Origin of the sequence: Pseudomonas sp. NFR09 (assembly GCF_900111535.1) — a bacterium.
GTDB classification, from domain to species: Bacteria; Pseudomonadota; Gammaproteobacteria; order Pseudomonadales; family Pseudomonadaceae; genus Aquipseudomonas; species Aquipseudomonas extremorientalis.
In genome coordinates, this window is sequence record NZ_FOIH01000011.1 from 23,934 (window position 1) to 45,104 (window position 21,171).

General features: G+C 61.7%; 23 protein-coding genes and 1 tRNA gene. 12 read left to right on the top strand and 12 right to left on the bottom strand.

The window, feature by feature from the left end:
- Position 1 precedes the first annotated feature (1 nt).
- Entirely contained in the window at positions 2 to 562 is a 561-nt protein-coding gene (locus BMX59_RS22960) for a glycine cleavage system transcriptional repressor (protein WP_003172487.1), read from the bottom strand.
- A 273-nt stretch (positions 563 to 835) separates the two neighbouring features.
- On the opposite strand from BMX59_RS22960, the gene dapA reads away from it, so the two are divergent.
- From dapA to BMX59_RS22985, 5 genes are all read left to right on the top strand, one after another.
- Positions 836 to 1,714, top strand: a complete 879-nt coding sequence (gene dapA / locus BMX59_RS22965; RefSeq protein WP_093126054.1) for a 4-hydroxy-tetrahydrodipicolinate synthase — start codon at positions 836 to 838, stop codon at positions 1,712 to 1,714.
- Positions 1,715 to 1,731: 17 nt separating this feature from the next.
- Positions 1,732 to 2,847, top strand: a complete 1,116-nt coding sequence (bamC, locus tag BMX59_RS22970; RefSeq protein WP_058425138.1) for an outer membrane protein assembly factor BamC — start codon at positions 1,732 to 1,734, stop codon at positions 2,845 to 2,847.
- A gap of 4 nt (positions 2,848 to 2,851) precedes the next feature.
- Positions 2,852 to 3,610 carry an MBL fold metallo-hydrolase gene (locus tag BMX59_RS22975; RefSeq protein WP_012722776.1) on the top strand — a complete coding sequence of 253 codons (759 nt, stop codon included), beginning with the start codon at positions 2,852 to 2,854 and terminating at the stop codon, positions 3,608 to 3,610.
- 27 nt (positions 3,611 to 3,637) lie between these two features.
- Positions 3,638 to 4,351, top strand: a complete 714-nt coding sequence (gene purC, locus BMX59_RS22980; protein ID WP_093126057.1) for a phosphoribosylaminoimidazolesuccinocarboxamide synthase — start codon at positions 3,638 to 3,640, stop codon at positions 4,349 to 4,351.
- Between the two features lie 83 nt (positions 4,352 to 4,434).
- Positions 4,435 to 4,524, top strand: a tRNA-Ser gene (locus tag BMX59_RS22985).
- A 422-nt stretch (positions 4,525 to 4,946) separates the two neighbouring features.
- Here BMX59_RS22985 and BMX59_RS22995 read toward each other — a convergent pair.
- From BMX59_RS22995 to BMX59_RS23035, 9 genes are all read right to left on the bottom strand, one after another.
- A complete protein-coding gene (locus BMX59_RS22995) occupies positions 4,947 to 6,173 on the bottom strand; it encodes an MFS transporter (protein WP_071488945.1) in 1,227 nt (408 codons plus the stop codon).
- 255 nt (positions 6,174 to 6,428) lie between these two features.
- On the bottom strand, positions 6,429 to 6,641 hold the full coding sequence (locus tag BMX59_RS23000; RefSeq protein ID WP_092247232.1) for a cold-shock protein: 213 nt from the start codon (positions 6,639 to 6,641) through the stop codon (positions 6,429 to 6,431).
- A gap of 68 nt (positions 6,642 to 6,709) precedes the next feature.
- Complete coding sequence (locus BMX59_RS23005) at positions 6,710 to 6,922, bottom strand: cold-shock protein (RefSeq protein ID WP_092247236.1); 213 nt, start codon at positions 6,920 to 6,922, stop codon at positions 6,710 to 6,712.
- 284 nt (positions 6,923 to 7,206) lie between these two features.
- On the bottom strand, positions 7,207 to 9,132 hold the full coding sequence (locus BMX59_RS23010; RefSeq protein WP_093126062.1) for a response regulator: 1,926 nt from the start codon (positions 9,130 to 9,132) through the stop codon (positions 7,207 to 7,209).
- Entirely contained in the window at positions 9,122 to 9,985 is an 864-nt protein-coding gene (locus tag BMX59_RS23015; protein WP_071488947.1) for a sensor histidine kinase, read from the bottom strand. The genes BMX59_RS23010 and BMX59_RS23015 overlap by 11 nt, the downstream gene beginning before the upstream one ends.
- A complete protein-coding gene (locus BMX59_RS23020) occupies positions 9,978 to 10,985 on the bottom strand; it encodes an ATP-binding protein (RefSeq protein ID WP_093126065.1) in 1,008 nt (335 codons plus the stop codon). Before BMX59_RS23020 ends, BMX59_RS23015 begins: the two co-directional genes overlap by 8 nt.
- Positions 10,976 to 11,380, bottom strand: a complete 405-nt coding sequence (locus BMX59_RS23025; RefSeq protein ID WP_071488948.1) for an ATP-binding protein — start codon at positions 11,378 to 11,380, stop codon at positions 10,976 to 10,978. Before BMX59_RS23025 ends, BMX59_RS23020 begins: the two co-directional genes overlap by 10 nt.
- Positions 11,377 to 11,739, bottom strand: a complete 363-nt coding sequence (locus BMX59_RS23030; protein ID WP_017254285.1) for an STAS domain-containing protein — start codon at positions 11,737 to 11,739, stop codon at positions 11,377 to 11,379. The genes BMX59_RS23025 and BMX59_RS23030 overlap by 4 nt, the downstream gene beginning before the upstream one ends.
- 2 nt (positions 11,740 to 11,741) lie before the next feature.
- Positions 11,742 to 12,593, bottom strand: a complete 852-nt coding sequence (locus BMX59_RS23035; RefSeq protein ID WP_093126577.1) for an STAS domain-containing protein — start codon at positions 12,591 to 12,593, stop codon at positions 11,742 to 11,744.
- A gap of 246 nt (positions 12,594 to 12,839) precedes the next feature.
- Here BMX59_RS23035 and BMX59_RS23040 point away from each other — a divergent pair, with 246 nt between their 5' ends.
- Complete coding sequence (locus BMX59_RS23040) at positions 12,840 to 13,742, top strand: LysR family transcriptional regulator (RefSeq protein ID WP_092247636.1); 903 nt, start codon at positions 12,840 to 12,842, stop codon at positions 13,740 to 13,742.
- On the opposite strand, the gene BMX59_RS23045 is transcribed toward BMX59_RS23040, so the two are convergent.
- Positions 13,734 to 14,492 carry a substrate-binding domain-containing protein gene (locus tag BMX59_RS23045; RefSeq protein ID WP_092247250.1) on the bottom strand — a complete coding sequence of 253 codons (759 nt, stop codon included), beginning with the start codon at positions 14,490 to 14,492 and terminating at the stop codon, positions 13,734 to 13,736. The two genes, BMX59_RS23040 and BMX59_RS23045, sit on opposite strands and share 9 nt — an antisense overlap.
- Positions 14,489 to 15,796, bottom strand: a complete 1,308-nt coding sequence (locus BMX59_RS23050) for an MFS transporter (protein ID WP_071488951.1) — start codon at positions 15,794 to 15,796, stop codon at positions 14,489 to 14,491. Before BMX59_RS23050 ends, BMX59_RS23045 begins: the two co-directional genes overlap by 4 nt.
- Positions 15,797 to 15,993: 197 nt before the next feature.
- Here BMX59_RS23050 and BMX59_RS30530 point away from each other — a divergent pair, with 197 nt between their 5' ends.
- The 6 genes from BMX59_RS30530 (at position 15,994) to BMX59_RS23075 (ending at position 21,133) form a co-directional block, all read left to right on the top strand.
- Positions 15,994 to 16,137: a hypothetical protein gene (locus BMX59_RS30530; RefSeq protein ID WP_165447906.1), complete on the top strand. Its 144-nt coding sequence runs from the start codon at positions 15,994 to 15,996 to the stop codon at positions 16,135 to 16,137.
- Positions 16,138 to 16,285: 148 nt separating this feature from the next.
- A complete protein-coding gene (locus BMX59_RS23055; protein ID WP_058425125.1) occupies positions 16,286 to 17,008 on the top strand; it encodes a GntR family transcriptional regulator in 723 nt (240 codons plus the stop codon).
- A complete protein-coding gene (locus BMX59_RS23060; protein WP_093126070.1) occupies positions 17,005 to 17,793 on the top strand; it encodes an SDR family oxidoreductase in 789 nt (262 codons plus the stop codon). Before BMX59_RS23055 ends, BMX59_RS23060 begins: the two co-directional genes overlap by 4 nt.
- A 67-nt stretch (positions 17,794 to 17,860) precedes the next feature.
- Positions 17,861 to 18,793 carry a 3,5-dioxohexanoate:acetyl-CoA acetone transferase gene (locus BMX59_RS23065; RefSeq protein ID WP_016975200.1) on the top strand — a complete coding sequence of 311 codons (933 nt, stop codon included), beginning with the start codon at positions 17,861 to 17,863 and terminating at the stop codon, positions 18,791 to 18,793.
- Positions 18,794 to 18,858: 65 nt separating this feature from the next.
- Entirely contained in the window at positions 18,859 to 19,737 is an 879-nt protein-coding gene (locus BMX59_RS23070) for an SMP-30/gluconolactonase/LRE family protein (protein WP_093126073.1), read from the top strand.
- A 73-nt stretch (positions 19,738 to 19,810) separates the two neighbouring features.
- Positions 19,811 to 21,133 carry an MFS transporter gene (locus BMX59_RS23075; protein ID WP_092247258.1) on the top strand — a complete coding sequence of 441 codons (1,323 nt, stop codon included), beginning with the start codon at positions 19,811 to 19,813 and terminating at the stop codon, positions 21,131 to 21,133.
- Positions 21,134 to 21,171 lie beyond the last annotated feature (38 nt).

Genomic DNA, 21,171 nt, shown 5'->3' on the forward strand with positions numbered 1-21,171 from the left:
CTTACATTGGGTTCTGTGGGCGCCATGGCTCGATCAAGGCGTCGAGGTTCAAGGCATCGGCGAAATCCAGGAACTGGTCGCGCAACCAGCTGATCTGCACGCCGGCCGGCAGGGTCACGGTAAACGTGGCGTTCAGCATGGTGCCGCCGGTTTGCGGGGCCTGGTAGGTGTCGCAGGTCAGGTTCTCCAGCTCGACGTTGTGGTCGATGAAGAACTGGCACAGCTCATTGACGATGTCCGAGCGGTAGGCGGAGCTGACGTAAGCCACATACGGCAGGGCCTGGGGACGATTCTCCAGGGCTGCGCTGCGCACCACGTTGACGGTGAAGTCATGCTTCTTGGCCAGGCCTGGCAGGCCGGTCTCCAGGCGCGCCAGGGCATCCCAGGTGCCGGAGATCTGCAGGACCAGCGCGCTGCACTCGCCGTGGCGGGTCAGGCGGGAGGTCACGACGGCGCAGCGGTTTTCATGGCTGGCGCGGCACAGGACGTTGGTCAGCTCCATGGGGTTGGCGCCGAGGGCACTGATAACAAGGAATTGTTCGCGAACTGTGGGGGTGGACATGCAGCCTTCCTAAAACGATGAGCGGTCGATACCGTGTGGGCTGTATCGATCAAAGGATGAAGGGTAGCGAAAACCGTCGCCAAGGGATAGGAGGTGGCGTTTTCATTGCGTGATCAGTCCGATTTCAGCGTGCTTCAGGGCATGCTTTCGTCCAATGATGGCATTGCCCGTCGTTTAGTTGCGGCAGAACGCATCCTCAGGCGGTACTTCGCTTGTGCAAGCATCTTGGCGCCAGTACCATTACGGCTCTCTTTTTCCGGCAGGAGCGGTTGCATGATTGCGGGCAGTATGGTGGCACTGGTCACACCCATGGATGCACAAGGTCATCTCGACTGGGACAGCCTGGGCAAACTGGTGGACTTCCACCTGCAAGAAGGCACCAATGCCATCGTGGCGGTCGGCACCACCGGTGAATCGGCTACCCTCGACGTGGAAGAACATATCCAGGTCATCGAATTCGTGGTCAAGCGTGTTGCCGGCCGTATTGCCGTGATCGCCGGTACGGGCGCCAACTCGACGCGTGAAGCCATCGAGCTGACCAAAAACGCCAAGAAGGCCGGCGCCGACGCCTGCCTGCTGGTGACCCCGTACTACAACAAGCCGACCCAGGAAGGCCTGTACCAGCATTTCCGCGCCATTGCCGAAGCGGTCGATATCCCGCAGATCCTCTATAACGTACCGGGTCGCACCGCGTGCGACATGAAGGCCGAGACCGTGATCCGCCTGTCGACCGTGCCGAACATCATCGGTATCAAGGAAGCCACCGGTGACCTGCAGCGCGCCAAGGACATCCTGGCCGGCGTGAACAGCGATTTCCTGGTGTATTCCGGTGACGACGCCACCGCTGTCGAGCTGATCCTGCTGGGCGGCAAGGGCAACATCTCCGTGACCGCCAACGTGGCCCCCCGCGCCATGAGCGAAATGTGTGCCGCCGCCATCGCAGGCGACGCCGTGACCGCCCGCGCGATCCACGAGAAGCTGATGCCGCTCAACAAGACACTGTTTATCGAATCCAACCCTATTCCCGTGAAATGGGCACTGACTGAAATGGGCATGATGCCGGGCGGTATCCGTCTGCCGCTCACCCGTCTCAGCGAAGCCTGTCACGAACCGCTGCGACAGGCCCTGCGCCAGTCCGGCGTCCTGGTTTAATTGAGGAAGCACTACGCATGAAGCGATTGGCCGGACTTTCCGCACTTGCCTTGATTATCTCCAGCACCAGTGGCTGCGGTTGGATCTGGGGCCCGGAAGGCTACTTCCGTGACCGCGGCAGCGATTACCTGGAAGCACAACCCACCAAACCGATGGAATTGCCGCCGGGCGTCAACGTCGCCAAGCGCCTTGACCCGTTGCTGCCGATCCCGCGCAACGTCGCCGACGACACCACCAAGGGTGAGTATGTGGTGCCGCGGCCACAGCCGATCTCGGCGGTGGCGGATGCCAGCGACTACAGCCTGCAGAAGAGCGGCGACTCGCGCTGGATCGTGGCACAACGCCCACCTGCCGAAGTCTGGCCGGTGGCCGTGCAGTTCTTCCAGGACAACGGTTTCCGCCTGGACGAGCAGCGCCCGCAGACCGGTGAGTTCACCACCGCATGGCAGCAGGGCAGCGAGCTGTCCGCCACCATGGCCAAGCGCTTGCAGGCCGGTGGCGTAGCCGCCGACAGCGAAGCCCGCGTGCGTGTGCGCATCGAGCCAGGCGTACAGCGCAATACCAGTGAGGTCTACGTGGTCAGCGCCGAGCGCCCGGCCGGCAGCACCGCCAACGTTGACTTCACCAACCGCTCGGTTAACACCGGTGTCGACTCGGCGCTGGTCGACGAGATGCTGGCCAGCATGAGCCGTATCTCCGAGAAGGGTGGTTCGGTTTCCCTGCTCGCCGCCCGTGATTACGACACCCCGAGCCGCGTCAGCCTCACCGAAGACGGCAGCGGCAACGTGGTGCTGAACCTGGGTGAAGACCTCGACCGTGCATGGGCCAGTGTTGGCCGCGCGTTGGAGCAGGGCCCTTGGCGCGTTGAAGACATCAACCGCAGCCTGGGCCTGTACTACATCAACGTGGCGGAAAAGGCCGAGCGTAAAGACGACGAGCCTGGTTTCTTCGGCAAACTGTTCGGCAGCAAGCCGACCAAGGAAGAGATCGAGACCCGCGCCGAGCGTTACCAGGTTCGTTTGAGCAAGGTGGGCGACAGCGTGCAGGTCACCGTCGAGAAGAACATCAATACCGTTGCGCCAGCTGAAACAGCGCGCAAAGTGTTGGGCGTGATTCAGGACAACCTGGGCTGATCCGATGCGTTTTGCCGTTCTCGGCAGCGGTAGCCAAGGGAACGGCACGCTGGTCGCACATGACGACACGTATGTGCTGGTGGATTGTGGTTTCTCGTTAAAAGAAACCGAGCGGCGCCTGCTGCGCCTGGGGGTTCACCCCGCGCAGCTGAGCGCGATTCTGGTAACCCACGAACATGCCGACCACGTGCATGGCGTGGGTTTGCTGTCTCGGCGCTACAATCTCCCGGTGTACCTCAGTCGCGGCACCTTGCGCGGGATGCGCAAACCCATTGAACCCGCAGGTTTCCTGGCCGGTGGCGAGCAGTTGCAAATCGGCGCCTTGAGCATCGACGTGATTGCCGTGGCGCATGACGCCCAGGAGCCGACGCAGTATGTCTTCAGTGACGGTGAGCGGCGCTTCGGCGTACTGACCGACCTGGGCTCCTACTGCGCTAAGGTGTTGGACGGCTACCGGAACCTCGATGCTTTGATGATCGAGTCCAACCATTGCCGAGACCTGCTGGCCCGTGGTCATTACCCCTACTTCCTCAAGCAGCGGGTGGGCGGCGAACTGGGACATTTGAACAACCACCAGGCGGCGTACCTGGTGTATGAGTTGGGCTGGCAAGACTTGCAACACCTGGTCCTGGCCCACCTGAGCAGCAAGAACAACCTGCCGCAGCTGGCCCGGCAATGTTTTGTCGACACCCTCGGGTGCGACCCGGACTGGCTGCAACTGGCCGATCAAGATTCAGGGCTCGACTGGCGACACATCGCCTAGCCCACCATTTAGCAAGCGGAGCCCATCATGGAAAAACGTGAAGAACTCTACCGCGGCAAAGCCAAGTCGGTGTACAAGACCGACGACGCCAACCGCCTGATCCTGCTGTTTCGCAACGACACCTCGGCGTTCGACGGCAAACGCATCGAACAACTTGATCGCAAAGGCATGGTGAACAACAAGTTCAACGCCTTCATCATGCAGAAGCTCGAAGCGGCCGGCATCCCGACCCAATTCGACAAACTGCTGGGCGACAACGAGTGCCTGGTCAAGAAGCTCGACATGATCCCGGTTGAATGCGTCGTGCGTAACTACGCCGCCGGCAGCCTGGTCAAGCGCCTGGGCGTGGAAGAGGGCCTCAAGCTCAATCCGTACACCTTCGAACTGTTCCTGAAGGACGACGCCAAGGGCGACCCGTTCATCAACGAATCCCACGTCGTGGCATTCGGCTGGGGTACCGCTGAGCAACTGGCGCGCATGAAGGAGCTGTCCCTCAAGGTCAACGACGTGCTGAGCAAGCTGTTCGACGCCGCCGGCCTGCTGCTGGTGGACTTCAAGCTCGAGTTCGGCGTGTTCCACGACGGCTCCATCGTTCTGGGCGACGAATTCAGTCCGGACGGCTGCCGCCTGTGGGACAAGGACACCAAGAAGAAGATGGACAAAGACCGCTTCCGCCAGGGCCTCGGTGACGTGATCGAAGCCTACGAAGAAGTCGCCAATCGTCTCGGCGTACCGCTTTAATCGACGCAAGCATCTGATAGCACGGAAAAAAATCGCTTCGGCGCTTTGCATCCACGAATCATGCTGTTATGATGCGCGCCGTTGGAGAGATGCCAGAGTGGCCGAATGGGACGGATTCGAAATCCGTTGTACCTTCACCGGTACCTAGGGTTCGAATCCCTATCTCTCCGCCATTACATAGAAAAAGCCCCGTAGCCGAGTAAGCTACGGGGCTTTTTCATTTTGGAATGTAATCGTTCCTTCGCTGTAGCCAGCAAGCCTTCAAGCGTGACCCTGCTTCTTGCCCCTGGGCTTTGACGGCGGCTTTTTATCCGTCTCCTTCACCGTCTCCCTAGGCCTCTTCTTTGCCTCAGCCTCTGTCACGTACTCCCCTGTGACCGCATCACGATATCTAGCTGGCATATAACCTCCTTGGCAGTCTGTCGCCACGGCGGCGACTTTTTCAGGCTAGCCCAGGGGCCTGGGGGCACAAGATTCATTGTGCGAATTCTCATTACCAGGCTTTTCCATCGCTGTGACGGTCGTTGGGACATTGAAAATAAAAAAGCCTGCTGGGCTTAAGGCTCAGCAGGCTTTTTGGGTGGGCACTCTTCGCTCAGGCGGGTTGGGCCGCCAGGCTATTGCTTACATTCCGCCCCAGCACCAGCACGGTCATAAAACCGACGCCGACCAAGGCCGTGGCCAGGCTCAACAACACCGAGCTGCCCATCTGGTCGACGATCCGCCCGCCAAAGAACGAACCCAGGGCAATGATCACCTGGAACAAGGCGACGAACAGCGGCATGCCGCGTTCGACATCCTTGGGCGCGACCACGAACATCCAGATACTTGCACAGGCCGGGAAGGCGCCGAAGGCAAAGCCCCACAGGCCGATCAGCATCGCTGCGCCGGTCATGCCGGTGGCGAAGTAAGGGAAAAGGGCGGTGCTGGTGCCGATCATCAGTGCAACCAGCATCAAGGTGTGGCGTACGCTGCGGTTGGCGGCAAAACCGGCAAAAATATTTCCGAATACCCCAGCCACGCCAAAGAGCAGCAACAGTGAACCAATCGTTGGGCCGTCGAAACCGGAGCTGTATTTAAAGAACGGTGCGACATAGGTGTACGCAGCAAAGTGTGCCAACCCGATCAGCAATACCGCGATCAACCCGACCCGAGCCCGTGGGTTGATGAACAAGGCGGGCAGGTCGCGCACGAGAATGGCTTTCTCCGGGTCCAGCCGGGGCAGCAGGAGGACCTGCGCCAACAACACCGGGATACCCACCAGCGCGGTGACCAGGAACGTCATGCGCCAACCCATCAAGCCACTGAGCCAGGTACCGACCGGCACGCCCAGTACGGTGGCCAGGGTCACGCCCATCATGATGATCGAGGTGGCCTTGGCGACGTCCACTCCCTTGGGCGCCAGGCGGCCGCTGAGGGCGATGGCCGTCGCCCAGAAACCGCCGATACTGATGCCCAGCAGCACGCGGCCGAACAGCAGCAGGCTGAAGTCACTGGCGAACGCCACGACCATGTTGGCAATGATCATGATCAGCGTCAGGCCGATCAGCAGGTAGCGGCGGTCCATGGCGCCAATGATCACCGACAGCAATGGGGCGGCGAGGGCGGCCATGATGCCGGGCAGGGTCACCATCAGGCCGGCGTGGCCGGCACTGATGCCGAGGTCGGCAGCGACGTCGTTGAGCACGCCCACCGGGAGAAACTCACTGGTGACCAGGGCGAAGGCACCGACGGCGACCGAGAGAATCGCCAGCCACTGCTGTTTGACGCTCTGTTGATTATGTTCGGGGAGGCCGCTGGGGGCTTGGCTGGCACTTGGCATGGTGTTGGGTTCCAGGGTGAATGTCGCCTGAAGCCAGGCGCGGGGGAGGGAAATTGGAGGCGATTATAGGAACCGGTACTGAAAATCGGGCAGGCGCTCGTTTCGATAGTAATCATCAGTGCTATCGATGCGACGCTCTGGCACGCACTGCATGACGAGGCAGCAGTCCGTGCGCAGGTGGGGCGTTGGCCGTACGGGGGAGGAAAGAGTGAAAGGCGTGCCGCGAACGCGGTTCATGGCACGCCGTAGGCTGCACTAATGCGTACTGGGTTCTTCCTCAACGCGAATGTTGAATGCCTCCAGCACACCGTCGCTTCTTCTTCTCAACTCGTAGGTCACGGTTTGCCCTTCGCGTAGCAACTGGCCTCCCCTGGCGAAGGACGGGCTGTGGAAGAAGATATCCTGGTCATCGTAGGTCGCTGTCTCGCTGCTGGTGGTGATTGCAGTCCGCGGAGCTTTACAGGGCATGGCCGTTCTCCTTTTTCAGTGCAACATAGCGACTTCAGTGAGGGCCTCAAACGTTGATCCGAAGGGGATCAGACCTGCACGGCCACTTCATCCGCCTGCATGCCCTTCTGACCTTGCACGGCTACGAAAGTGACTTTCTGCCCCTCTTTCAATTCTTTGTATCCATCCCCCTGAATCGCTCTGAAATGAACGAAAAGGTCAGGCCCGCTCTCCGGAGTAATGAACCCATACCCTTTTTCGCTGTTGAACCACTTCACCGTACCGTTTTGTCTTCCGCTCATTCTTCGTATCCTCGCAAACCCACGTCTCCCGCTGTACGCCGACACATTGCCGGTAGCGGTATGCCTAAGCAAAGTCCCGAAGCGGCCACCCGTCAACGCGTCGCAAGACCAGCGGTACTGTCATTCCTGACAGGTTCGCGGCTCGATCAATTGAGTGATACTGCGCAGTTTTACGGTGAAAATTTCTGAGGCCCGGGCACGCGTGCGTTCCAGCACCGGATCGCTGCCGCCTTCCGCCAGCAGATAGGCTTCCTGCCCTGTTAGGTGTCCCGGTCTATCGGCGCCTAGCCCTGCTCCCCTACGCCCTGTCTGATCTTTTCCAGCAGCTCATCGATATGAAAAGGCTTGGTGATCAGGTCCATGCGTTCGCCCAGGAAGTTCTGGCGGTTGGCCGCATTCTCGGCGTAGCCGGTCATGAACAGGATCGGCAGGTTGGGGTTCAGGGCTCGCGCGTGGTCGGCCAGCTCCCGGCCAGTCATGTACGGCAAGCCGACATCCGTCAGCAGCAGGTCGATGCCCGCATTGGCTTTCAGGATGACGATGGCTTCGTCACCATCGGCCGCCAGGCTGCAGCGGTAGCCGGCATCCGCCAGTACCTCGGCGACAAAACTGCGGACCGAGGGCATGTCTTCCACGATCAGTATGTGTTCGCCCTTGCTGTTGCCCGGCACCGCCACGGTCTTGGTGGCAAAGGTGGCGGGGCCGTCGGCGGCGGGGAGCATGAGGGTCACCTCGGTGCCCTGGCGGGTCACGCTGCGAATCTGTGCATCACCGCCGGACTGGCGGGCAAAGCCATAGATGGTCGACAGACCCAGGCCGGTGCCCTGGCCGACGGGTTTGGTGGTGAAGAAGGGGTCGAACACCTTGTCGATCACGCTGTGCTCGATGCCCACACCGTTGTCCCGTACCGACAGGGCAACGTACGGGCCATCTTGCAGCTTGAGGTTGCCGTTGGAATACGACGGGTAAGTCGTCACCCAGATAATCCCGCCCTGGGGCAGTGCATCCCGCGCGTTGATCACCAGGTTCAGTACCGCACTTTCCAGTTGGATCGGGTCCACCAGCGCCACGGCGGGGTTGGTGGTCAGCTCCAGTTTCAGGGCAATGTGTTCGCCGATGGTGCGCACCAGCAACTCTTCCAGCGAGCGGATATGTGCGTTGATATCGGTCGGCCGGGTGTCCAGCGGCTGCTGGCGGGCGAAGGCGAGCAGACGGTTGGTCAGGCCGGCGGCGCTCAGGGCTGAACTGAGCGCCGCGTCGGCATAACCCAGGACCTTGTCGGTGCGCTGGCTTTCGATGCGCTTCTTGATCAGTTCCAGGCTGGTGATGATGCCCGTCAGCAGGTTGTTGAAGTCGTGGGCGATACCGCCGGTGAGCTTGCCCAGGGCATCCATTTTCTGGGCCTGGAGCAGTTGCGCTTCCGTACGTGCCAACTGGGTGGCGGCGTTGGCCAGCTCGGCCTGTTGGTGGCGTTCACGATGGCGGTGTTCGGTCACGTCCTCGACAAACACCAGGCTCAATTCGGCGCGGTCATAGGGCGAAATCTGCCATTCGGTTTCGCGCAGTTGCCCATCGACCTTCATCTGCAGCGTGCCCTTCCAGCGTTCACCCGCCGCGAGGCGCAGGCACAGCTCCTGGATGACGCTGTATTGATCGCTGGCGAAGCATTCGAGCAGGGCGTCCGGGTTGAGGTTGTCGTGGATCAGTTGGGCGAAGGCGTGGTTGCACTCGTGAACCTTCAACTGCGCGTCCATCACCGCAATCGGTGCGCTGATATTGAAGAAGATTTCCCGGAAGCGCGCCTCGCTTTCGCGCAGTGCGTATTCGGTGTCGCGTACCCGCAGCAAGGTGCGCAGGGTCGCCAGGAGCACCTCGGGGTCTACCGGGTGGATCAGGTAGGCATCGGCGCCTGCGTCCAGGCCGGTGATGATGTCGCCGGTCTCGATGGACGCCGCCGAAACGTGCACCACCGGCAGCAAGGCCGTGGCCGGGTTGGCACGCAAACCACGTACGATGTCGAAGCCGCTCATGTCCGGCAGGTTGACGTCCAGGATCAGTGCGTCGATCTTGCCCCTCGCGATCAGGTCGAGCCCTTCCTGGCCCGTGCCGGCTTCCAGTACCAGGTAATGATGGCGCTCCAGGCGTCGGCGCAGGGCATAGCGCGTGGCAGCGTTGTCGTCGACGATCAGCAGTTGTATGTCACGTTTCATCGACGGTCTCGCTGGCGATGGAAAAGGGAATGACCACAAAAAACAGCGAGCCCACACCGGGTGTGCTTTCCACGCCCACCCGGCCACCGAGCAGTTCGGCGAAACGCTTGCACAAGGACAGGCCCAGGCCGGTGCCGCGCAGGCGCTTTTGCAACGGTGAATCAATCTGGGAAAAGTCTTCGAACAGATTGCTGTGCAATTCACCCGGTATACCCAGGCCGGTGTCCTGCACCGCAAAGCGTATCTCGTGTTCATTCTCCATGCGCGCCGACACCCGCACTTCGCCCTGCGCGGTGAACTTCAGCGCGTTGGAGATAAAGTTGCGCAGGATCTGCGCCAGTTTCTTGTCATCGGTGTAGAGCTTGGGCAAGCCGGAGGGCTCTTCGAAGATCAGGTCCACCGAGGACGCATCGACAATCGGCCGGAACATGCCGCGCAACGCCGAGAACAGGTCGAACATATCGAACCAGGCCGGGGAAATGCTGATACGTCCGGCCTCGATCTTCGCCAGGTCCAACAGGTCATCGACCATCTCGCGCAGTTCGCGGGCCGAGTTGCGAATGAAGCCGACCTGGGTGTGCTGTTCCTCGCTCAACGGGCCATCCAGCTCATCGGCCAGCAGGCTGGTGATGCTCAGGATCGAGCCCAGCGGCGTGCGGAACTCATGGCTCATGTAGGACAGGAAGCGGCTCTTGAGGTCCGACGCCTGGCGCAGTTGGTCGGCCTGGGTGTCCAGTTCGGCATACAGCGCCAGCACGCCCTGGTTGGTTTCGTCCAGCTCGGAACGCAGGGCGTCCGCCTCCAGGCGAAGGCGTTGGATTTCAGCGGCGAGCGCGGCAGGGGTGTCAGCCATCAATGGCCTCCAGGGCAATCACGAAGACCGTGACGTCATCCCGGCCGCGACAGAAGTCACGGTGCAGGACGGCGGCGATCAGGGCAGGGTGGCGGTGGACGAGCCCGGGGTAGTCCGACAGGTTCCAGCGTGACTGCAGGCCGTCGCTGTAGAGGATCAGCAACTGGCCGCCCACTTGAGCGTAGTCGAAGGCATGTGCCTTGCGAAACTGCACGCCGACGATCCCGGGATGGGAGGCCAGGCCACGGGACTTTTCCGGCCCGATCAGGCTGGCGCCAATATTGCCCACGCCGGTAAACCTCAGGTTATCGGCCTGGGCATCGTATTGGGCCACGGCGAGGGCGCCACCGCGGGTGCCGTTCATGGCAATGTGCAGATCGTTCATCAGCACCGTCGAATCCAGGAAGGCATTCTGGGCAAATACCACCTCACCTGCCCGGGCGGCTTGCTCGGCATATTCGCCATGGCCCAGTCCATCGGCCACCATCACACTGAAACCACCGGGTTCGATTGCCAGGTGCCAGGCATCGCCGCAATGCGGATCATCATGCAGTGAGTGCTGGCTGACCCCGTAGCGAATGTCCTTTGCCACTGAGCCGCGTGGATACAGCCTGGCCAGGATCGCCGTTCCGCGTGGATTGGCGTAGGCATCGAATACCTGGGCCAGGCGCGAAATCGCACCCAGGCCAATCCCTTGGGTGCCCCCGGTAGAGTAACCGTCCACCAGGCAGCTGTTCAGGTCGAAGCCTTGGCCACGGTCGATGGCGATCAGTTCGAGGCCGCCATTACCGGTGGTGCGCAGGTGCAGTTGGCCATGTTCGGCATGCTTGAGGACATTGCTGGCCAGTTCGGTGGCCACCAGGGCCACGCGCCCGGCATCGGTGTCGTCGAAGCCCAATTGCTCGGCGAGTTGCTGCGCCGTGCGGCGGGCGTGGCCGACCTGGCTGGGGTCTTCAATCAGCAGCACATGCGTCAAGGCACTGGGAATGTTCAGGCCCATCGGGTGATCGTCACGCGGGTGCCCTGGCCTGGCGCGGTCTCCAGTTCAAATTCATCCACCAGGCGCTTGGCCCCGGTGAGCCCCAGGCCCAGGCCGCTGCCGGAGGTCCAGCCGTCGGTCATTGCCAGTTTCAGGTCGGGAATGCCCGGGCCTTCATCGCGAAAGGTCAGGCGCAGGCCGGGTCGGTGGTCTTTTTCGACCACCGCCCAGTCCATGTAGCCACCCTTGCCATAGACCACTGTGTTGCGCGCCAACTCGCTGACCGCCGTGACCAGCTTGGTCAGGTCGATCAGGCGCATGCCGCAGTCCTGGGCCAGTTTGCGTACGAGTTGTCGAGCCAGCACGACGTCCTGTTCGATCAGCACCGGGTGGGTGCCATTGCTGGCTTGGGTCATGAGTGTTCTACCCGGTCGCGCAGCAGTTTCATGCCGCGCTCGACATTCAACGCCGTCGCCACGCCAGGCAGGGTCATGCCCAGTTCCACCAGCGTAATGGCCACGGCCGGTTGCATGCCGACCAATACCGTCTGGGCATCCATGATGCGCGACAGGCCGGAGATGGTGCCGATCATGCGTCCGATGAACGAGTCGACCATGTCCAGCGCCGAGATATCGATCAGCACACCGCGGGCGGAGGTACGGCTGATGCGCTCGGACAGGTCGTCCTGCAGGGTCAGCGCGAGTTGGTCGTGCATGTCCACCTGGATGGTCACGAGCAGGAACTCGCCCATCTGCAAAATAGGGATGCGTTCCATGCTTAAACGGCCTTGGTGACGGTAACGCCTAAGCGTTTGAGGGAGAGTGCCAGCGCATCGGCCAGGTTGGCCTTGGTGACCACGCCTTGCAGGTCGAGACCCAGGTGCACGATGGTCTGCGCGATTTGCGGGCGTACGCCACTGATGATGCAGTCGGCACCCATCAAGCGGATGGCCGTGACGGTTTTGAGCAGGTGCTGGGCGACCAGGGTGTCGACGGTCGGTACGCCGGTAATGTCGATGATCGCGATTTCCGCGCCGGTGTCGACGATGCGTTGCAGCAGCGATTCCATCACCACCTGGGTGCGTTGCGAATCCAGGGTGCCGATCATCGGCAGGGCCAGGACGCCTTCCCACAACTTGACCACCGGCGTGGACAGCTCCAGCAACTCTTCCTGCTGGCGCTTGATCACCGACTCGCGGGATTTCTGGAAGGTGCGGATGGTGTGCATGCCCAGGGCGTCGAGCAGCTCGGAGACTGTCAGCAGTTGTTCGGCCAATTGTGCCGGTTGGTCGGCATATTCACGCTGCAACAGCGTGAACAGCGGGCCCTTGAGGACAAAAATGAAGCTGGCGGTCTGCTGGGAGTCCTGGCCGGCGAGGGCGCGGGTGTGGGAGAGCTTTTCCAGGAATAGGCGGGTTTGTGCCCAGTTTTCATGATCGATGTGCTGCGAACCGCCATTTTGCAGGGCTTCAGTCAGCAGAGCCAGGAACTCGGCGGTCTGTGTTTGCACGTCGTCAGGCTTGATATTGCGCGTGGCCCCCGAGGCTTCGAGACTGGCTTTCCATTGATCAAGGAGAGTGCTGCGATTAGCTTGCAGGGCCTGGATTGTGTTCGTTTGCAGAGTTGCCACGGTAACCTCCTTGAATGCCATTGATGCGGTGCGCGCAATCTATACTAAATTGAGCTGTTTGGAATTGTTTCAAGCGGATTCGTTCAGGGGGGCCGTCACTTTAAAAAGTGCCCTGGGGGACTATAGTTTGGGCCTTCTGTTTGGCCAGTGACGCGGGTCATTTAACGGCGTATCGGTCACGCACAGATGGCGACCCTGCGGCTCGCGTACGATAATGCCCGCCACTTCGACCATATTGGCCCTCCCGTGATCATCAACTTCGACCTCAACGACCTCCAGGCCTTCCGCGCCGTGGTAGACAAGGGCAGTTTCCGTGGCGCCGCCGAGGCCATCCGCATCTCGCAACCGGCCCTCAGCCGGCGCATCGAAAAGCTCGAAACCGCCCTTGATGTGAAGCTGTTCGAACGCACTACCCGGCGGGTCAGCCTGACCATGGTGGGCCGTACGTTTTTGCCACAAGTCGAACGCATGCTTGACGACCTCGACGTGGCGCTGATGGGCATCAGCAACGTCGCGTCCACGCGCATGGGCAATGTCACTGTCGCCTGCGTGCCGTCCACCGCGTACTACTTCATGCCCCACGTGATCTCCGAATTCCGCAAGCTGTACCCGAAGATCCGCTTGCGGGTGCTGGATACCAGTGCCGGCGAGGTGTGCAGCGCGGTGGAGAGTGGCGAAGCGGATTTCGGCTTGAGTTTCAGCGGCAGCCTGGCCGAGGAAGTGGAATTCGAACTGTTGTTGCAGGAGCGCTACGTGCTGGCCTGTCGCCGCGATCACCCGCTGGCCCAGCGCGACAGCGTGAGCTGGGCCGAGGCCTGCGAACATGATTACATCACCCTGGACAAGACCTCCGGCAACCGCCTCCTGCTTGACCAGGCCTTGCGCGGCATACGGGTGAAAAAGCCGAGTGTCTGCGAGACGCACCATGTGACTACCATGATCGGCCTGGTGGAGGCGGGATTGGGCGTGGCGATGGTGCCATCGATTGCGATGCCGGCCCTGGAGCACCCGATCCTGGTCGGCGTGCCGCTGGTGGAACCGCAGGTGATGCGCAACGTGGGCTTGATAAAACGCCGCGGGCGGACATTGCCGCCAGCGGCGCTGGAGTTGGAGCGGTTATTGCGGGAGATGCCGTTTCGCTCAGCGTGACACCGAGTCCAGGCCGGTGGATTGCACCACCGGTTGCGCCTGGGGTGAGGCCAGGAATTGCAACAACGCCTTGGCCTGCTCCGGGTGTTGCGCGTTGACCGGAATGCCGGCGGCAAAGCGCGTCACCGATTGCACATCTTCCGGGATCTTGCCGACGAAGGTCACACCTGGCACCGGCAACAATTCCGCCACCTGTTGCAGGCCGACTTCGTAGTCACCCTTGGCCACCTGTTCGGCCACCGGCTGGCGTTCGATCATGGTGCCTTTGGCGGGCATGCCGAGCTTCTTGAACAACTCTTTCTCGACGTATACACCGCTGGCGCTGTCCGAATAGGCGACCGACTTGGCTTTGCTCAGGGTGGCTTTCAATTCGGCATCGGTGCCGATGGCCGGTTTGACGGCGCCGGCTTTTACCACCAGGCCGATGCGCGAGTCTGCCAGTTCCACGCGGGAGGCCGGGTCGACCTTGCCTTGCTTGATCAAGTCATCCAGGGCGTAGCCGACCATGATCACCACGTCAGCGGGTTCGCCTCGGGCCAGGCGGTTGGGAATCGCTTCCGGCGCCTTGCCCATCGACGGGCCGAGGATAGTGTCGAGGGTATCGCCGCTTTGCTTGGCATATTGCGGGCCAAGCAGTTTATAGGCGGCAGTGAAGCCACCCGATGTCATTACCTTCAACTGCTCGGCCTGGGCCGACAATGCCAGTGCGCCCAGGGCCAGGGCCGTCAGGGTCTTGAGCAGAGCCTTCATTGTGCGGCCCCCTGCATCACTTGCCCACGGGCGTTGGCACGACGATACAGCGCGAGGGTCGAGCACAGCGCGCATGCTGCGGCGAACATCATCCAGTAGGCCGGCGAGGCCTTGTCTTCGGTGATGTGGATGAACCAGGTGGAGATCGCCGGGGTGAAACCGCCGAAGATCGCGGTGGCCAGGCTATAGGCCAGTGAGAAGCCCGCCACGCGCACTTCCACCGGCATGATTTCGGTGAGGGCCGGGATCATCGCGCCGTTGTACATGCCATAGAGGAAGGAGAACCACAGCAGGGTTTCCAGCATATGGGCGAAGCTTGGCGCGTTCACCACGTAGGACAGCGCTGGGTAAGCCGTGAGAACGGTCAGTACGGTCATCGCGATCAGCACCGGCTTGCGACCGAAACGATCGCTCAAGGTGCCGCCGATCGGCAGCCAGACAAAGTTCGAAACGGCTACCAGCAAGGTCACCAGCAGCGCATCGGACGTGCTCAATTGCAGCACGGTCTTGCCGAAAGTCGGCGCATACACGGTGATCAGGTAGAACGCGGTAGTGGTCATGGCCACCATGAGCATGCCGCCGATGACCACGGTCCAGTTTTTCACCAGGGTCGCCATCACTTCACGCATGGTCGGGCGATGCTTGCGGTTGGCGAACTCTTCGGTTTCCTGCAGGTTGCGGCGCAGGATGAAAATGAACGGGATGATCACGCAGCCGAGGGCGAACGGAATGCGCCAGCCCCAATCGGCCACCACGGCCGGCTCCATCCACACGTTCAGGCCATAACCCAGTGCGGCGGCGACCACGATGGAGATCTGCTGGCTGCCGGATTGCCAGCTGGTGTAGAAGCCTTTGCGGCCTGGCGTGGCCATTTCGGACAGGTACACCGACACACCGCCCAGTTCCGCACCGGCCGAGAAGCCTTGCAGTAAACGACCGAGCAGCACCAGCAGCGGTGCCCACAAACCGATGGTGTGATAACCGGGCACCAGCACGATCAGCAGGGTGCCGCTGGCCATGATCGACAAGGTCACGATCAGCCCTTTGCGGCGACCGACGTCATCGATATAGGCACCCAGGATGACCGCGCCCAACGGACGCATCAGAAACCCTGCGCCGAATACGGCGAAGGTCATCATTAATGACGCAAACTCATTAGCGGCGGGGAAGAAGGCGGCAGCGATGTAGGTGGCGTAGAAACCGAACAGAAAAAAGTCGAACTGTTCGAGGAAGTTGCCCGAAGTAACGCGAAATACCGCCCCCACTTTCGAACGGGTAGAGTCGGGCCGGGTAGGGCTAGTCATGGTTTTATGTCTCCAGCGTTCTTTTTGAATGTGCTTGTTTCGCTTAAGACCTGGAATAGTGGCTGACACATTTAGAAATGTTAAGTGACAATTTTGGATAGATTGATGTTCGTTGGCTATCAATCGGTAATGCAGTCGGAAATGCGTTCGCTGTCTATGCTGAAGATGTGACCAATTCTTACGGATGGGAGGTGGCAATGACGGATCAACAGAAACGGCGGGACGAGCCGGAACGTGAGCAGCCCCAGCGGCGTGAGGAAGAAAAACCGCAGACCTGGAAACATCCCGATGATGGCACCGAGCTTTCAGAGCGGGATCAGGAGCGTCCGCTAAAACCCTGATATCAGGTTAAATGCGCTGCAAATGTGGGAGTGGGCAAGCCCACTCCCACAGTTGTATGTGCAACTCCCAAAATCAGGAAACTATTTGACATATTTGATTTGTGATCACATATTGAGGCCATAAGAACGACAACACAGGTTTTGCCTCATGACAGATGGTCCGCTCCTCCTGCCCACCCTGCGCCAGGTGTCCCGCGATACCTTGCAAGACCAGGTCTACCGCCAGATCCGCGAAGCGCTGATGAGTGGCCGTTTCCAGCCTGGCCAGAAACTCACCATCCGCGGCCTTGCCGAAGCCCTCGGTTCCAGCCCGATGCCGGTGCGCGAAGCCCTGCAACGCCTCAGCGCCGAAAACGCCTTTGAAGTCACCGAGACCTCTCGTCTGCGCGTGCGCTTGATGACGGTCGAACGCCTGCGTGAAATTCGTGATGCACGAGTCGCCCTCGAAGGGCTGCTGGCGGAAAAAGCCGTGCTGCGCCTGCAAAAGGCCGACCTCGACGAAATCACCGACCTCTGCCAGCAAATGCAGCACGCCGCCGACGAAGTCGACGTGTCGCGCTACCTGTGGACCAACTTTGCGTTTCACCGGCGCATCTACGCCGTGGCCCAGGCCGAGTTGACCATGGCCGCCGTGGAAAACTTCTGGCTGCACATGGGCCCGTGCTTTGCGCTGGTCGCCCCGGATAAAGCTCACCTGCAACGCTCGATGGAGGCGCACACGCGCATCGTCGAAGCCCTGGCGGCCCGCGATGGCGCCGGTGCACGCGCAGCGGTGACCGATGACATCATGCAGGCCGCCGATTCCCTGGCGCGCCTGCTCGTCAAGAACGACCGTTCGCGGTCGTCTGCTTCAGGAGGTAAACGTGCATGAGTGTCTTACAGCGGCTGCAGCCCTATCCTGGGTTACGTGTGTTGATTTCCGGCGGGGCTGCCGGCATTGGTGAAGTGCTGGCGGCGGCGTATCTGGAAGCCGGTGCCCAGGTGCATGTGTGTGATGTCAGCGAGCCGGCCCTGGCCGCGTTTCGCGACAATTACCCGGGCACCGTCGCCACCCGCGCCGACGTCAGCGATGCCGTGCAGATCGAGGCGGTATTCAAGGTGCAGCGCGAGCACTTCGGCGGTCTCGATGTGCTGGTCAACAACGCAGGGATCGCCGGGCCTACCGGCGGCATCGATGCGATCAGCGACGCCGAGTGGCAGGCCACCATCAACATCAATCTCACCGCGCAATACCGCTTTGCCCACCATGCGGTGCCGATGCTCAAGGCGTCGTCCCACGGCCACCTGCTGCATATCGCCTCGGTGGCGGGGCGCCTGGGCTACGCGTGGCGCACGCCGTACGCGGCGACCAAATGGGCGATTGTCGGCCTGATGAAATCCCTGGCCTCGGAGCTGGGCGAGAGCGATATCCGCGTCAACGCCTTGCTGCCCGGCATTGTCGAAGGCCCACGCATGGACGGCGTGATTCGTGCCCGTGCCGAGCAGGTCGGCGTGCCCGAAGCCGAGATGCGCCAGGAATACCTCAACAAAATTTCCCTCAAACGCATGGTCACCGCCGAAGACGTGGCTGCCATGGCGTTGTTCCTCTGTTCGCCCGCCGCACGCAACGTGACCGGCCAGGCGATCAGCGTCGACGGTAACGTCGAGTACCTGTAAGCCACGCAAGAACATAGCGCGCTGCACCCAGGATTTTTTTCATAAGAATAAAAGTCGGAGAGTTGTCATGTCCAAAAATCGTCCTGTCATCATCACCTGCGCCGTTACCGGTGCGATTCATACGCCGTCGATGTCGCCGCATTTGCCGATCACTGCGCAGGAAATCGCCGATGCCGCCATCGGTGCCGCCGAAGCCGGCGCCGCGATTGTCCACCTGCATGCCCGCGATCCCAACGATGGCCGCCCAAGCCAGGACCCGGCGCTGTTCGCCGAATTCCTGCCGCAGATCAAGGCCGCCAGCGACGTGGTAATCAACATCACCACCGGCGGCGCGCCGACCATGGGCGTGGAAGAGCGCCTGCAACCGGTGATGCAGTTCAAGCCGGAACTGGCCTCGCTGAACATGGGCTCGATGAACTTCGGCCTGTATGAAATGCTCAACCGCTTCACCGACTTCAAGCACGACTGGGAGCGGCCGTACCTGGAAGAAAGTGACGACCGGATCTTCCGCAACACCTTCCGTGACATCACCCATATCCTCAATTCCTGTGCCGAGAACCGCACGCGGTTCGAGATCGAGTGCTACGACATCGGCCACCTGTACACCGCCGCGCATTTCCTGGAACGCGGCCTGCTCAAGCCGCCGTTGTTTATCCAGTCAGTGTTCGGCTTGCGTGGTGGCATCGGCGGGCACCCCGAAGACCTGGCGCATATGCGGCGTACTGCCGACCGCCTGTTTGGCGACGACTATGTGTGGTCGATCCTCGGCGCCGGGCGTGGGCAGATTCCGCTGGCGACCATGGGCCTGTCCATGGGCAGCAATGCGCGTGTCGGTCTGGAGGATTCGCTGTGGGACGGCCCGGGCAAATTGGCCGCGTCCAACGCCGACCAGGTGCGACGTATCCGTACGGTGATCGAGGCGCTCGGCCATCGCGTCGCCACGCCGGATGAAGCGCGGGAAATCCTCGGGCTCAAGGGGCGCGATCAGGTCAATTTCTAACCCGACCAACTGCCGCGTCACGGCGCGGCCTGCATCCCGCACAACAACAATAAGGGGATCACACCATGCGTATCGAAGTGCTTGTCGACGTCAAGACCACCCTGGGCGAAGGCCCGGTGTGGGACGTCGAACAACAACGCTTGTATTGGATCGACAGCGCCGACGGCCGCATCCTGCGCTGCACCGACGACGGCCGCGAACTGCGTGCCTGGGAGGTCGGCCAGAAAATCGGCTCCATGGCCCTGCGCCATAACGGTGAGTCGGCGATTGTCGCCCTGCAAAACGGTGTACACACCCTCGACCTCAACAGCGGTGAGCTAAACCTGGTCATCGACCCGGAACCGCACCTGCCGGATAACCGCCTCAACGACGGCAAGGTCGACCGCCAGGGCCGCTTCATCTTCGGCTCCATGGACACCTTGGAGGACAACGCCAGCGCCAGGCTTTACCGCCTGGACGCCGACCTGAGCCTGCACACCCTGGACGAAGGCATCATCGTGTCCAACGGCCCGTGCTGGAGCCCGTCCGGTGACACCTTCTATTTCTGCGACACCTGGTCCGGCGAGATCTGGGCCTACGACTATGACCTGGCCACCGGCAATGTGAGCAACCGCCGCTCCTTCGCCAGGGTCGACACCTCGGGCGGCGGCGCTGCCGACGGCTGCACGGTGGATGCCGAGGGCTGCCTGTGGCAAGCCTTGGTCTACGCCGGGAAACTGGTGCGCTACACCCCCGACGGTCACGTCGACCGCATCATCCAGATGCCGGTGAAGAAGGTCACCAGCCTGACCTTTGGCGGGCCGAACCTGGACACCCTGTTTGTGACTTCCATGGCCAAGCCGCCGCTGCCGCGTTTTCCGGCGGACGGCCAGCAGCGCGGAGCGCTGTTCGCCATTACCGGGTTGGGCGTGCAAGGAATAGCCGAGCGACGGTTCGCCAGCTAGCGCGTGTGTGTGACAAGGCATATTCCTTCGCAACCTTGTGTCAGTGCGCGCCCTCGCGCGCCTGGAGAGGCCCATGGCAACTATCAAAAAAGCGTCGCTGCGCAGCATTCACCGACATTCCTGGGTGTCGCTGCTGGTCTGTTGGATGATCTGGATTCTCAACGCCTACGACCGTGAGATCGTGTTGCGCCTGGGGCCGACCATCTCCAAGCACTTCGATTTATCCGCCGACCAATGGGGCACCGTGGCCACGGTGGTCATGCTGGCCCTGGCGTTGCTGGATATACCCGGCTCCATGTGGAGCGACCGCTACGGCGGCGGCTGGAAACGTGCACGTTTCCAGGTGCCGCTGGTGCTGGGCTACACGGCGATCTCGTTTCTGTCCGGCTTCAAGGCCCTGAGCGGCAACCTCGCCACTTTCATTGCCCTGCGCGTCGGGGTCAACCTCGGCGCCGGCTGGGGTGAGCCGGTGGGGGTGAGCAACACCGCCGAATGGTGGCCGGTGGAGCGGCGCGGCTTCGCCCTGGGTGCGCACCATACGGGCTATCCGATTGGTGCGATGCTCAGCGGTATCGTCGCCAGTTTCGTCATCACCGTGTTTGGCGAGGACAACTGGCGCTACGTGTTCTTCTTCGCCTTCGTGGTGGCGTTGCCGCTGATGATTTTCTGGGCGCGTTATTCCACCGCCGAACGCATCACCGCGTTGTACGTCGACATCGCCGCCAAGGGCATGACGCCACCGGACAACGCGCCGGCCAGTTCGGTGAAGGGCGAGGCCTGGCGCACTTTCGTCGCCACCTTGCGCAACCGCAATATCGCCCTCACGGCGGGCAATACGATGCTCACCCAGGTGGTGTACATGGGCGTCAACATCGTGTTACCGGCCTACCTCTACAACATCGCCGGACTGTCACTGGCCGAGTCGGCGGGGATGAGCGTGGTGTTCACCCTCACCGGCATCCTCGGGCAACTGGTGTGGCCGTCGCTGTCGGACATCATCGGCCGACGCACCACCCTGATCATCTGCGGGGTGTGGATGGCGGCGAGTGTCGGCGCGTTCTACTTCGCCAACACCCTGACCCTGATCATCGTCGTGCAACTGCTGTTCGGCCTGGTGGCCAACGCGGTGTGGCCGATCTACTACGCGGTGGCCTGCGACTCGGCCGAGCCGTCGGCGACGTCCACCGCCAACGGCATCATCACCACCGCGATGTTTATCGGCGGCGGCCTGGCGCCGGTGCTGATGGGCAGCCTGATCGCCATGGGCGGCGGCTGGACCACGCTGCACGGCTACACCGTGTGTTTCTTCGTGATGGCCGGCTGTGCCCTCGGCGGCGCGCTGCTGCAACTGTTTTCCCATCGCCCCCAGGCGTTGGCCCTGCAACTCGACTCCTAGAACAACACCGATGCGCCCCCCAGCCCGCCTGGCGGGGC